Raw genomic sequence first — 13927 nt, forward strand, 5'->3', positions numbered from 1 at the left:
AACCTCGATAAGGGGCGCTTAGATTTTGAAAGTAACTTAAATTGGGTTAATTGTGAATTATTCCGGAAAAGCTAGTAAACCAGAGGAGATGGGCGATCTCGGTGCAAATGGGCTAAAATGTAAGTTGGATATTTTTGCAAACGCTACAAACTTCAACTGAAAATGCCAGAGACGAATGGGTTGTGTCTGCTGGGGTTATTTTGCGTGCCTATTTTGTGAACAGCTCTCTAAAACTGACAATAAACTCCAACATTGATTGAAGGATTGAGGGTAGACCGTTATAATTAATAAGTCTGGATTTTAATTAAAAAATAAGGGAGATTTTTATGAAACGCGCAGATGTGTGGCTGATTTCCATCGTATTGATTGCTGCGCTCGCTTTTCTCGTACCGAGATGGTTTTCGGACAATGATGACAAAGGTGGGGCCGGTAAAAATCTCATAGCCAATGTAACGGTGGACGGTGAGTTATTTAAAACGGTAAAGCTTACAAAAGAAGAACAAACCATTGAGGTCCGCACGGAACGCGGCTATAACATTTTGAAGGTGCATGATTACGGGATTGAAATGTACGATGCCGATTGCGCTGATAAAGTTTGCCTAGGTTTTGGTTTTATTACCCTGCCCAAACAGACGATTGTCTGTCTACCGCATAGAGTATTAGTCGAAATCACCAGTGCGTCGGGGGAGGATGATATAGATGCCTATGTCCAGTAGTGAATCTGCAACAGCTTTAAAAAGAACAGTGATTATTGCGATTTTCGCCGCAGTGGCAGTAGTGTTAAGTTTAATAGAGGCACAGATTCCGTTATCCGGAATGGGACTGGTGCCGGGTGCTAAGCTCGGACTGGCCAACATTATGATTTTGACTTGTATTTACTTTTTACGTGGACGGGATGCTTTGCTGCTTGTCATCCTCAAAACACTGCTTACTGCATTTCTGCTAGGTACCTTCTCAAGCTTGCTGTTTAGTTTATTTGGTTCACTTTTTAGCTTTGTTGTTATGTTTGTGCTGATGCTGATTAGTGGCAAAGGTAAGAGTATAAGCTTGATCGGAATTAGTATAGCCGGTGGGATTGCGCATAATATCGGTCAGCTGCTGGCAGCTTCTATGGTATTTGCATCACTTAGTATTTTTTATTATCTTCCCATGCTGCTGATCACTGGGGTAGTAACAGGAATTGCCGTGGGCTATGCAGTCCGTTATTTGGTGGCGTCATTGTCAAAAATATCGCTGTTTGAAGAATTTTTGGACTGATTAGTCACATCAGCGGAAGGATGACTAACATGAATGAATCATACGAAGGTCAAGACTTAGAGGGAGAGGGACAAGCAGTCATCTCTCTGGATGGGGTATCGTTTGGCTATGATCCCGAGCATCCGATTCTTCACAATATAACGTTATCTATCTCTCAAGGACAATGGGTCAGCTTGGTTGGTCCTAATGGCTGCGGGAAGTCTACGTTGGTCAAGCTGCTCAATGCTCTGCTGCCTAAGGGGGCTGGTGAGATTGTGGTTAGTGGCATGCTGCTTAGTGAGGAAACGATCGGAAGCATTCGGCAATGTATCGGAATGGTGTTCCAAAATCCGGATAATCAGTTTATTGGAGCCACTGTAGAGGAAGATATCCTATTCGGCCTGGAAGGGCTTTGTTTGCCGTACGAAGAGATGGCTGAACGTTTGCACTCCTATACGACGAGACTAGGAATAAATCATCTGTTGTCCAAGCATCCGGGTGAGCTGTCGGGAGGTCAAAAGCAGCGTGTTGCTATCGCTTCCATTCTTGCTATGGAACCAGGCATCGTCATTTTTGACGAGGCCTCTTCTATGTTGGATGAAGGAAGCAGAAATGACCTTCTCGGTATTCTGCAGGATATGCGGGCAGAAGGAAAGTACACGATCCTCATGATTACGCATGATGCAGATGAGATTTTGGCATCGGATCGGGTGCTTGCGCTGCATGGAGGTGGTTTGGCTGCAGATGTTACACCGGCGGAGTTGTTCCGGAACGAGGAGCTTCTGGAAAAATGCCATCTGCGTGAACCTTATCCTTGGCGCCTTGCACGCGAGCTGCAGAACCAGGGTATTCATGTGGATGTTCCGACCAGTGAAAAGGAGCTTATAGACACGTTATGGCCATAGAATTACAGCAAGTAAGTTACACCTACGCTGACCGAAGCCTCTGGAAGCTGACGGCGCTCCGGGACATTAACCTCAGTGTACCCATTGGCTCGATGGTTGGTATTGCGGGGGCGACGGGCTCAGGTAAATCGACGCTGCTGCAATTGTTTAACGGGATACTGAAACCAACCGAGGGTACGGTAAAAGTGCTTGATGTAACTATTCAGGCTGGTGAGAAGTCACCTAAGCTAATGCCACTGCGCCGCCGAGTCGGATTGGTATTTCAATTTCCGGAGCAGCAGATGTTCGAAGATACGGTCGAGAAGGATCTCATTTTCGGTCCCCTTAATTTCGGCATGAGTCTCGAAGAGGCAAAGTCACGTGCACGTCAGGCCATGTCAGATATGGGGCTGGATCTCGCACTGCTAGAGCGGAATCCTTTCCAATTGAGCGGTGGACAAATGCGTAAGGCGGCTATCGCTTCCGTGCTAGCTATGGACCCTGAGGTCATCGTTCTGGATGAGCCCACGGCAACGCTTGATCCCATTAGCCGTGCAGAGTTAATCAGCTTGCTGGAGAGATTATGTCGTGAGCAGGGCAGAACGATCATTATCGTCACGCATCGGATGGATGAGTTATTGCCCTATGCAGACAGCTGGGTTGTACTTAAAGAGGGCAGCACGGCGTTTCAGGGCAGTGTAAAGGCGCTTGCAGATGATCCTTCAATTCTGGAACAGTGTGGTTTGACGGTTCCGCAGTCCCTTCGTTACTGGCGTGCAGTTGCTGATCATTTAGGTCTTGTGGATGAAGCCCCCCGCTTGACGGCTGAGAGTCTGGCAGAGCTTATAGCTTCGCTGCCAGCGGAATCAATAAGCACTGGTAAGCCCGATGGAAAGAGGGATGACCATGAATGAGAAACTGATCTTAGGTAGGAGTATTGAGACCGGTTCGTGGGTGCACAAGCTGGATGCTCGTGCCAAAATCACTGGCATGCTATTATACGTAGCTGTTATCCTGCTCTCACGTTCGTGGATGGCCATGGCTGTGCTGGCTATTTTTTCGATAGCCGTTATGGCTTCAACGCGGATTCCGCTTAAATACTTCCTGAAAGCAGCTAAGCCTTTACGTTATTTAATGTTGTTTATCTTTATTGTGCAGGTGGTGTCTGTAAAGACAGGGGAGGTAGTGCTGACTCTTGGTTCCTGGTCTATCTATGAGGGAGGGCTAAGATTAGGGGCATTTTCGGTCATCCGCATGTTCTTTCTTATCACCTTTACAGCGCTTCTGACCTTCACAACAACGCCGGGGAAGCTGAATCAAGGGCTGGAGGGGATCTTGACACCCTTCAAAAAGCTTGGCTTATCCCCTGACCGTATCACGCTGATGATCAGCATTTCACTTCGTTTCATTCCTACGATTCTAGATGAATCGCAGATCATAATGAAAGCGCAGGCCTCAAGGGGAGCCGATCTGAAAGAGCTGCCTTTGAAGGAAAAGGGACGGATGTTAGTCTCCCTGCTGGTCCCGATTATCGCCAGTGCTTTTAGGCGTGCTCAGGATCTGGTGTATTCCATGGAAGCCCGCGGTTTTCGCATGGATGCTCCCCGCAGTCGGTATCACCGCCTAAGGTGGGGCAAATTCGATACTGTTTTTATTGGGATGTTTGTGGTCATGGGAATTGCAGTAGCTTTGTTATAATACTCATTCCCTATTAGTAGTATCAACTTGGGAGGGAACTTGAATGGCACGTTATTTTAACGGTAGAGAAGTCGAATTACTCGCACCCGCAGGAACGTTTGAGATTTTCAAGGAAGTGATCCAATCACGGTGTGATGCAGTTTATTTTGGTGGACCTGTATTGAATATGAGAATGATGCGTAAAGGTTATAATCTTACTCATGAAGAGATCGTAGAGGCACTTGATATCGCACACCGTCTAGACAAAAAAGTGTATATCACTGTGAATAATCTTTTTAGTGAGGAAGATGTGGAGGAAGCTAGAGAATACTTGCGTTTCCTTGATGGTGCTCGGCCAGATGCCTTGATTGTTCAGGATATGGCAGTGTTGGAGCTTATTCGGGAGATGGAGCTTAACCTTCCTATTCACTCTTCCGTAATGATGAATGTTCACAACCTGGAGATGATCTATGCGCTGCGTGATCTGGGTGTAACTCGTGTAGTTACCTCGCGGGAAATGGACCTGCAGACAGCTAAGCTGCTTGGTCAGCGGAGTGGCATGGAGCTGGAATATTTTATTCACGGGGATATGTGCTCTGTCCATGGTGCAAATTGTTACTTCAGTTCCCATGTCTTTGGTATGAGCAGCAACCGGGGGAAATGTATGAAGCCTTGCCGCTGGGATTATCGGGTAAAAAAAGACGGATATGTATATCCTGCTGAATATCCACTGGCTGTCAAAGATATGTTTATGTATGAGCATCTTCCGGAATTGATTGAATCAGGCATTACTTCCTTCAAAATAGAAGGCCGTATGCGTGATAAGGATTTTATGGTGATGCTGGCGAATAGCTACGGCGAAGCCATTGACCGATATATCGATGATCCGATTGGCTTTGATCGTACGGTTGATACTAAAGAGCTGTACAACAACCGCAAGCGCGACTTTTCGACAGCTTATGCTTTTGGTAAACCAGGGTTAGCTAACATTAACCGTCGTTATGAAGGTACGGGCAAATTCTATAGCACTGGAAAAGTATTTAGCACACCAACCGCAGAACGTGAGCTATCTGAAAAACGTGTAGAGGAATTGCGGGAACGTTTGGCGCAAGAAAAGAAACCAAAGACAACAAAAGCTAAGTTGGCTGTACGTGTGAATAATATGGAACAGGCGCGCGTAGTATTGGAGCTGGGTGTGGATAGTTTATACTTGCCGGGGGATGTATTTGAACCGGATAGACCTTTTACAAAACGTGATATTAAGGAACTTGGTGAGCTAAAAGGCGATAGCAAAATCTATTTAGGGTTGCCACGCATGATGACCGAGCTGCATTTCGATCAATATGATCAATTGCTTGGTGGAGAACGCTTGCCGATCGACGGTATAATCGTTACTAATTTGGGAGCGATTCGCAGATACAGTTCTACAGGTTATCCGTTAATTGGAGATGGTAGTTTAAATGTCTACAATCATCTTTCAGCCCAATTATATGCAAAATTAGGTTTAACTCAGCTTTCGGTTTCACCGGAAATGACGCTGGAGCACTTTGCTACCTTTGCCTCGCGTTGTGACACGCCTTTGGAAGTTGTTGTACATGGTACACCTGCACTAATGTATATGGAACATGACCTTTATGAGAATACTGAAGTAATGGAGCCTATCGCTGAAGAGGATAATCAATATGTGCACAATAATGTATTGGTTCTAAAAACAGACAAAGGTGAAAATCCGGTATATCGTGATCAGCACGGCCGTTGCCATCTTTTGTTCGCGAAAGAGCTCTGCTATTTACCGTTGCTTGGTGAGATGATTGATCTAGGCATATCTAGTTTCCGTATTGAAGGAGCGACATATAGCGCTCAGCAGTTGCGTGAAATTATAATTTCTTATCAACAAGCTATGAATCGTACTGAAGTAAAAGATGATATGCTAGGTGGTCTTGAGCCCATTTATGCGGGTTATACTCTAGGTTCGCTGCAATTTAACTAATTCTATTTTTTGGGGCAAAATACCGTCTGCTAGTAAGAAGAATGCACAGTACTCTATGAATAAGTTACTATTTTCACAAGAAGAGAGGGAATCAATCATGGAACAACAAGAATTCATCGGAAGAGAAGCCGTAGCGGCAAAGCGTAAGCAATATTTCTATCCGTGTACACAGCATTTTTACCGCGATGCGCCTCAGCTTGTGCGAGGTTCGATGCAGTTTGTGTATGATGAAAATGGCAAACAATATACAGATTTCTTCGCAGGTGTATCTGTAGTTGCCTGTGGGCACTGCAATCCAGCCATAACTGAACGTACGATTGAGCAACTGCAGCAGCTGCAGCATACGTCTACGATCTATTTAACTCAGCCAAATGTGGATTTGGCTGAACGTCTGGAAGAGGTTATGCCAGGCGGTCTACGCCGAACCTTTTTCGTGAACAGCGGCTCAGAGGCTAATGAAGGCGCACTGCTGCTCGCTCGGATGTATACAGGACGCAAGGGGTTCATTGCACTGGAAAGTGGTCTACACGGCCGTACCAATCTAACTATGAGCGTGACAGGTCTGCCGATGTGGCGTACCGATAAATACTTGGATCATGACGTTGAGTTTATTCCTCGCCCATATCATCCAGAACTATCTCTAGAGGAAGCCGCTGCACTATCCCTGGAATCTCTGGAGCGAGTGCTTGAGGAGAAGGGGAATACTATCGCCGCAATGATCGTAGAGCCAATCCAAGGCAATGGTGGTATGATTATGCCAACGCCAACCTATTTCAGTGAGGTCAAAATGTTGCTGGAGAGATACGGCGTGCTTCTGATCGCTGATGAAATTCAAACTGGATTTGGTCGTACAGGCAAAATATTTGCTATGGAGCATTTTGACGTAGTGCCCGATATTATTAGTATGGCCAAGGCACTGGGGAATGGAATTCCGGTGGCAGCCTTTGCGACAACGGATGAGATTGCACTCGCGCTGAACCGTCCGTCGGCTTCAACCTTTGGAGGCAATCCGGTATCTGCTGCAACGGCGCTGGCTGTGCTTGATTATATTCGCGATGAACGGCTTCCTGAACGCTCAGTGCTGCTCGGAGAACGATTGAAAGCAGGGCTAAAGACCCTTCAAGACCGTTATCCTTCGCTTATTGTGGATGTACGGGGAATTGGGCTTATGTTGGGAGCGGAGCTTGCTGGTGAGGATGCAGAAGGCTCTGCGGCGCTTACAGATCAAGTACTGGAAGCGACGAAAGACAGAGGATACCTGATCGGCAAAAATGGCATAGGACGCAACGTACTAGCCTTTCAACCGCCGATGATTATTACGGAAGAGGATATCGACGGGCTGCTTTACAACCTGAATGAAGTCCTTGCGGAGCTTAATGACTAATATAATGAATTTCAAGTAGCGAAGAAAGAGGAAAACGAATGGCTATTCTAAACATTTTTAAAACTGCAGGCCTAAAGCTTAAAATGTTCAGTGAACTGGTGATGTTCTCTCATACGCTTTTTTCGCTGCCGTTTGCCATTATCTCGATGGTGTGGGCTGCTAGGGGCTGGCCATCAGGGCATGTGATGATCTGGGGTCTGATTGCATTGATCGGTGCCCGTAATGGCGCTAATGCATTCAATCGGCTGGCAGACCGTACGTTTGATGAACAGAATCCTCGTACGGCACATCGGCATTTGCCACAACGGTTATTGGCAGAAAAAGAAGTGGTTGTCTTTGTTATTGTCAATTATGCCATCTTTATTGTGGCTTCAGGCATGCTGAACTTGCTCTGCCTGCTCTTATCGCCGGTAGCAATCGTGTTAATATCGACTTATTCTTATACAAAACGTTTTACCTTTCTAAGCCATTTATATTTAGGCTTTGTTATTGCTTCCGCACCGATTGGTGCATGGTTTGCCGTAACCGGAAATATCGCATTTACCCCGTTTGTGATCGGGACGGTAGTTATGCTCTGGATTGCCGGATTTGATATTATCTACGGCACTCAGGACATTGAATTTGACCGGCGGCATGGGTTATGGTCTATTCCGAGCTTCTTTGGATTAGAGAATGCGCTGCGTATCGCCAAAGGTCTACACTTCATTATGATTATGCTGCTATTATTTCTATACGTATGGCAGGATCTCGGATGGATGTATTTAGTTGGGATTGGTATCGCTACATTGCTCCTGATGACCGAGCATAAGATTATAAAACCTTCGAATCGTAAGCTGATGAAGGTGGCTTCTTATAATCTAAATCAGGTAATCAGCATAGTGATATTATTGTGTACGTTGATTGATTTTTTCTATGTTAGTTAGGGAGCTGGCTTTGGTGAGCCGGCTGGCTGAGCATTTGGCACATTGCCCTCAAACTAACAACAAAAGACAATAGCCTACCCCTTTTGGGTAGGCAAGGGAATTGGAAAGCTGGCTACGCTAGCTTTCCTTTTTTGTGTTGACTCGGGTCCCCGCTCTGCAAGGGGGAAGCTACGAGTTGAATGCAAAGATTAGGGAAAACCTCCCTAATCTTATTGAGTTTTTTATCCTTTGACTCTGTTTTAGGGAATTTCTCCCTGAAATATAGCTGGTTACTCTTAAAAGCATGCTAAAGTGGACTTTATTAGGGAGGAATTCCCTAATATCGTGGTTTTCGAACGATTATTAGCTAATTTTAGGGAGGTTTTCCCTAATTATATCCGATGGAGTAGAATGACTGAATTAGCTCATGTGCGCTACGCTGCGTTTGCGTGTTTAGCTTGTCCTGTTGAAGCGGAAAAATAGCAGTTGAATTGCGACAAGATCAATAAAATGATGTGTCTAAATCAAAAAAACGGATACCCCCAAGTGAATGGGAGGTATCCGTTTTTATTTGTATTAGATCGTACGCTTTAGCGATCACGGTCCGCAAAATATTGCAGCAACGTTTCCAGATCAGCATGCGCAGGGTAGGAGGAGAGCTGCTGCACAATAGCTGCAGCTTTATCCAGATAGTTCTGGCTGACCCGTTCAGCGCGAGCGAGGGCATCGCTATTGTTAATTAGGGTGAGCACATGTGCTACTTCAGCGTCGGAAGAATCCGGGCCGATTGCACGGATCACAGGCGAGAGCTTAGGGTCCTGCAAGGCGTACAGCACTGGCAGGGTGACCTGACCATGTCGCAGGTCGCTACCGGCAGGTTTGCCTAGGACATCGGCGGACTGTGTGAAATCTAGCAGGTCATCTTGTATCTGAAAGGACATCCCTAAGGCTTCTCCAAAATTATAAAGGAGATTGGCAACTTCTTCGGTGCTTTCAGTGGACAGTGCACCAACCCGTAAGCAGGTTGCCATAAGAAGAGCGGTTTTGTTTAAGGATTTCTCCAAATACTGATCCATTGTAATTTCATAATCAAAAGCATGTTCCATTTGCTGATATTCACCCAGACACAGCTGAGCGGTGGCTACAGAGGATAAGTCATGAACGTATCTGTTTTTATCTCCTGTATATTTGCTCAGCAGCTCGATGACCCGAGCGGACATGTAATTACCAACATGTACTGCTGACAATGTCCCCGTCTTAATATGTAAGGCGGGTACGCCCCGCCGTAACTCAGAACGGTCAATGATATCATCATGAATTAATGAGGCGGCATGAATAAATTCAGCAGCAGCAGCTAATTGAAGCGCTCTGCGACCGGTATCCTTACGGCCAAACCGACTGCCAACAATGACCATGAGGGGACGAAGGCGTTTACCACCGGAATTTATAAGCTCTAGAACACTTTGCGCGAGCTGAGATTTCTTAGGTACATCTTTATCACGCGTCACAAGGTTTACGATTTCGCGGTTGATTTCATTTATGTCTATATTTAAGGCCTCATGCAGCTTCATTTATGGATCCCACCTGTCAAATGGCTTTGCTTGTGCGACTACGCTGTCTGCACTCTTGAATCAAGAACTCTTCGATTCCAGTAGCTGGATCATGTTCCGCGAAGTCTCCATTTGACCGTCTAATCTGCATTTTTTTGATCGAAGGAGCTAGATAAGCAACTAAGTCGAGCTCACGGCATTTCACCGCAAACTGCAGGTAAAAGCTATACAAATAATCTCCATCCAAAATGTTGCGTGTAAGGTCGGGATGATGTGGGATACATTCCATATGGCGCTCTGCTGCCAAAGTGAGAATAGTGTAAATACCCAGCAAATTGACTTTGCGGCTGTATTCCAGATCATGGCGTTCCAGTACCGAGATTAGCTGTTCACATGCAGCCGGAGAGGGCTGAAGCTCAATTCCGGCAATAGGTGACATTTCAGTATGCAACAACCGGAGGGTATCTTCTATGAGTTGTTTGTTCACAAGATTCTCTCCTTCTTGTCGGTTTTGCCGGAAGAAACCATACCCCGATCATCCCTACAAAACCATTCATTCAAGAAAAAACCACCATTTCCTAGGATTAGGAAGGTTATTTTCTTCTTGTAAATAAGGAGAGTAATGTGTCCTAGGGACACATTACTCTGAAGTATATCCATATTTAACCCTAATAAAATACAATTTGCACATATGTTCTATATGATAAATTACACAAATTCAGGGTTTTATTATCAGTCGGTGTATAGATACCATCGTCTGACGAGCGGAATTCTCTTCCACTGTTTCTTAAGCCAAGGAAGTACATAGTAGTCTAGACCAAGTGTGCTTCCCGATCCGCCGATGCAGGCAATACCAGCAGCAACGTACCATAACATTTCTGTCGAGGCCATTTTGGTTGACCAAATCATGACCGACATGCCTACGGTCGCTATAGAAGCAAGTGCTGTGAAGAGACCAACGATGAGCATAATACCGAAGACGATTTCTGCACATACCATACCGATTTGGAACCATTTCGCGAGGAAAGTATAACTTCCGTCGTTGTTGTAGAACATCAAATCCATGAACCAGTTTGTAATGTTGTATACGAAGTTAGGTACAGGCAACGCTTCAACTGCTTCTTTTGCAGTGGATACTGCTGAAGCTGCAGATTGTGCATCTACGGTGTCTTTAACTGCATCTACTGCAACACTGGCTGCTGATGAAGCATCCGTTGCAAAAGGAGCAGCTGGAATCAAGAAAATCTTATCTGGATCTTTCCAAATCTTTTGGATCTTCTCAATACCTTCGTATAACCACATACCCCCAAGTAGAACACGAAGTGGAACGAGCCAGAAATTAGGTGAACGTTTGGAGAAGTGACCACCCAAGAAGCTCTTGCGGTTCTCAACATGGAAGAATTCATGCATCATATATGTCCATACTTTATTGAATCCGACAACCTGAGACAGGTAGAACATATTAATAAAGTGTTTGGATAGCATTGCCATGAATCCAGTAAGCATAAAGAACTTACCTGGCAGACCAACGTTAGCTACGCCGTAGCGGCTACCAATGGAGACCATTGTACCGTGGAAACCTGGTTTGTAAGCTTTTTTAGCAGTGTTCTGAATGTCGGCGGCAATGTTGCCAGCAACAATCGGAGCGGCTTGTTCAGCGTTCTCAACCATTTGTGGTACAGGACGAGTTTCACCTTCAGGAATGTAGAAAATGTTGTCCCCTACTACGTAGACGTTCTTATGATCTACACTTTCCAGGTTCTCATTCGTAACAATCCGTTTGCGGCCTTGTTGTTGAACTTCAAGTCCACCAACGATTTCGGAGCCTTCAACACCAGCAGTCCAAACAATTGTTTGGGAATCGACGACGTTTTTCTCACCAAGGGCAACACTACCATTGCCTACTTCGGTGATTTTAGCGCCAGTAACGATTTCCACGTTCAGCTTACGAAGGCGAGCTTCAGCTTTTTGAATCAGCTTATCTGGAAGGATAGGCAGAATCTTCGGAGCCATATCAGCCACAATCAGTCTTACTTCGGATGGGTCGATAAAGAACTCCTTGCATAATTCCTCGCGTTGTTCAGCCATTTCACCAACCAGCTCGACACCAGTAAAGCCGGCACCGATAATAACGAAGGTCAGCATAGCACGGCGTACAGCTGGATTTTTCTCCATAGCCGCTTTGGTATACATATCGCGGATTTGGCGTTTCAATGCTACCGCATCATCGTAAGACCAGAAGGAGAAGGTGTTTTCTTCTGCTCCTGGAATACCGAAGAAGGTTGGTTTGCTACCTGTGCCGATTACAAGGTAATCGTACGCGTAGGTAGCTTTATCGGACTTAAGTTTTCTGTTTTTGAAATCGATATTGCTGATCTCATCAAGAACAACATCTACTTTAAGGCCCGCAAAAATTTTCTTAAGATCGATCTTGATTGAATCCTCTGGAGCACGGTTCGCGGCAACCTCATGCAGCTCAGTCAATAGAGTGTGATATGGATTCCGGTCGATCAGTGTAATTTCAACATCTTTGTTTTTCTTAAATTTCTTTGCCAGTTTCTTAGCCGTGAGTACGCCGCCGTAGCCGCCGCCCAAAATGACTATTTTCTTCAAGAGAAATTCACCTCATTCGTCTGATTAGCTGCAGAAGGTCCTGCGAAATTATTTCGCGCCTTCGAGTGCTTTTTCTGCAAGTGTAAAATATTCACCAACATGAATACTCACGCCGGAAATTGCATCAGTTTTGCCTTCAGCATCAAGCGTTGGAGCAGTACCTTTGTTTTCAAGGAAGTATTTTTCAGCCAAAGCGATTTCTTCATGCCATTCAGCAGAAGCGCCGCCAGCTTTCATACCATATTTACCATCAACGGAGAATTGCTTCTTGTCATCGCCAGCAGCATTCAAACCACTGAATTTAACAGCTACAACATTACCGTTAGCAACAGTCAGGTCAACAGTGGATTTCCAACCGGATTCAGCGTCCATTTCGCCTTCAGCATGGTAGCCTCCGTCTTTATATTGACCAGCTTCTACTGGACCAGCAGCAAGAGCAGCTTGAGCAGCTTTTACAAAGTCAGATACGTGTACGGATACACCAGAGATGGCATCAGTTTTCCCCTCAGCATCAAAAGTTATAGCTGCTGGATCTTGTTTTTCGATCAGGAATTCTTCAGCTTTAGCTGCTTGCTCGTGCCATTCAGAAGAAGCACCGCCAGCTTTCATGCCATATTTACCATCTTCAGAAACCTTTTTCTTCAGGTCGCCTGCAGTGTTAACGTTAAAGGCATCCCAGTCAGCTTTAGTGATCTTTCCACCTTCTACAGTTAAGAGTGCGAAATATTGCCAGCCAGTTTTAGCATCAACGTCAGCAGTACCGTAGTAAACTCCGTCTTTGTACTGTCCAGCTTCAGTTCCAGCGTTACCGGAATTTGTTGCAGGAGCAGTTGTTTCAGCTGGTGCGTTAGTAGGGGCTGCGGCGTTGTCTGTGTTGTTACCACAACCTGCGAGCAATCCAAGGATAAGTGCGCTCGACAAGATAACAGAAGCTTTTTTCATTTCAAATGACCTCCAAAAATATAGTTTAAAATATATATATTAAAATGTAAAACATTTTAATAGTCGAGCGAAGTGATAAAAATCACTTTATAAATGATATTTGTCACTTTAATCTCATACCTCATTACCCGTTTGTAACAGTATCATGACTTATATCGGCATAGATTAGAAAAAAATTTAATGATGTTGTTTTATCTCCGATGGCATTCTAGCACATGGACTAGGAAAACATTTGTGAAATAAATCACTTAAAAAATTAAATATTTAATTTATATCTGGATTATATCAAATTTTAAAAGATTTGAATACATAAATTAAAAAATATATGTGACAGAATACGACTTAATTTGCTAATGCCATGAATGGCGGAAAGATTCATAGCGAATGGGGAAGGGTAAGTAAAGGTAACACGGGATAACGATCCTACCCTAATTAATTCAGCTAAGGAGATGAGCTTATAATGGACAACAATGTATTTAAAGGGAAATGGAAACAGCTCAAAGGCGAGGCCAAGAAGCAATGGGGCAAGCTTACAGATGATGATCTTGACGTAATTGATGGTGAAAAGGATAAATTAGTAGGTAAACTACAAGAACGTTATGGACACACGAAAGAAGACGCGGAAAAAGAGTACCAAACTTGGGGACGTTCCTACCGCGATTAATTCGTTACTAATGACGTCTATAATAAAATTCCAGAAGAAGAGCGCAAATCGCATCTGATTTGCGCTCTTCTTCTGCGTCCGTGGG

Annotated in this window: 13 protein-coding genes; 9 read left to right on the top strand and 4 right to left on the bottom strand. The window is 44.8% G+C overall.

All coding sequences use genetic code 11. The features are described from left to right. The first annotated feature begins 326 nt into the window (after nt 1–326). The 8 genes from MHH89_RS24505 (at nt 327) to MHH89_RS24540 (ending at nt 8094) form a co-directional block, all read left to right on the top strand. Nucleotides 327–716: a NusG domain II-containing protein gene (locus MHH89_RS24505; RefSeq protein ID WP_036681022.1), complete on the top strand. Its 390-nt coding sequence runs from the start codon at nt 327–329 to the stop codon at nt 714–716. After that, nucleotides 700–1257, top strand: coding sequence for a Gx transporter family protein (locus MHH89_RS24510; RefSeq protein ID WP_076124520.1), 558 nt, complete (start codon nt 700–702; stop codon nt 1255–1257). The genes MHH89_RS24505 and MHH89_RS24510 overlap by 17 nt, the downstream gene beginning before the upstream one ends. 29 nt (nt 1258–1286) lie before the next feature. Further along, entirely contained in the window at nt 1287–2141 is an 855-nt protein-coding gene (locus MHH89_RS24515; RefSeq protein ID WP_076185195.1) for an ATP-binding cassette domain-containing protein, read from the top strand. After that, on the top strand, nt 2132–3034 hold the full coding sequence (locus MHH89_RS24520) for an energy-coupling factor transporter ATPase (protein ID WP_076124517.1): 903 nt from the start codon (nt 2132–2134) through the stop codon (nt 3032–3034). The genes MHH89_RS24515 and MHH89_RS24520 overlap by 10 nt, the downstream gene beginning before the upstream one ends. Continuing rightward, complete coding sequence (locus tag MHH89_RS24525) at nt 3027–3818, top strand: energy-coupling factor transporter transmembrane component T family protein (protein WP_036681014.1); 792 nt, start codon at nt 3027–3029, stop codon at nt 3816–3818. Before MHH89_RS24520 ends, MHH89_RS24525 begins: the two co-directional genes overlap by 8 nt. A 43-nt stretch (nt 3819–3861) precedes the next feature. Further along, nucleotides 3862–5787 carry a peptidase U32 family protein gene (locus MHH89_RS24530; RefSeq protein WP_076124515.1) on the top strand — a complete coding sequence of 642 codons (1926 nt, stop codon included), beginning with the start codon at nt 3862–3864 and terminating at the stop codon, nt 5785–5787. Nucleotides 5788–5884: 97 nt separating this feature from the next. Then, complete coding sequence (locus tag MHH89_RS24535; protein WP_312151473.1) at nt 5885–7171, top strand: aspartate aminotransferase family protein; 1287 nt, start codon at nt 5885–5887, stop codon at nt 7169–7171. Nucleotides 7172–7209: 38 nt separating this feature from the next. Beyond that, nucleotides 7210–8094 carry a UbiA-like polyprenyltransferase gene (locus tag MHH89_RS24540; RefSeq protein ID WP_312151474.1) on the top strand — a complete coding sequence of 295 codons (885 nt, stop codon included), beginning with the start codon at nt 7210–7212 and terminating at the stop codon, nt 8092–8094. Between the two features lie 569 nt (nt 8095–8663). Here the strand turns inward: MHH89_RS24540 and MHH89_RS24545 are convergent. From MHH89_RS24545 to MHH89_RS24560, 4 genes are all read right to left on the bottom strand, one after another. Further along, entirely contained in the window at nt 8664–9644 is a 981-nt protein-coding gene (locus tag MHH89_RS24545; RefSeq protein WP_076124510.1) for a polyprenyl synthetase family protein, read from the bottom strand. 16 nt (nt 9645–9660) lie between these two features. After that, nucleotides 9661–10110 (bottom strand): hypothetical protein, encoded by a 450-nt coding sequence (locus MHH89_RS24550; protein ID WP_076124508.1) that lies wholly within the window; start codon nt 10108–10110, stop codon nt 9661–9663. A gap of 245 nt (nt 10111–10355) precedes the next feature. Further along, entirely contained in the window at nt 10356–12236 is a 1881-nt protein-coding gene (locus MHH89_RS24555) for an FAD-dependent oxidoreductase (protein WP_076179739.1), read from the bottom strand. 48 nt (nt 12237–12284) lie between these two features. Then, entirely contained in the window at nt 12285–13178 is an 894-nt protein-coding gene (locus MHH89_RS24560) for an FMN-binding protein (protein WP_076124505.1), read from the bottom strand. Between the two features lie 460 nt (nt 13179–13638). On the opposite strand from MHH89_RS24560, the gene MHH89_RS24565 reads away from it, so the two are divergent. Further along, a complete protein-coding gene (locus tag MHH89_RS24565; protein WP_036682530.1) occupies nt 13639–13842 on the top strand; it encodes a CsbD family protein in 204 nt (67 codons plus the stop codon). The last annotated feature ends 85 nt before the right edge of the window (nt 13843–13927 follow it).

Origin of the sequence: Paenibacillus sp. FSL H7-0323, assembly GCF_038002725.1 — a bacterium.
GTDB classification, from domain to species: Bacteria; Bacillota; Bacilli; order Paenibacillales; family Paenibacillaceae; genus Paenibacillus_AQ; species Paenibacillus_AQ odorifer.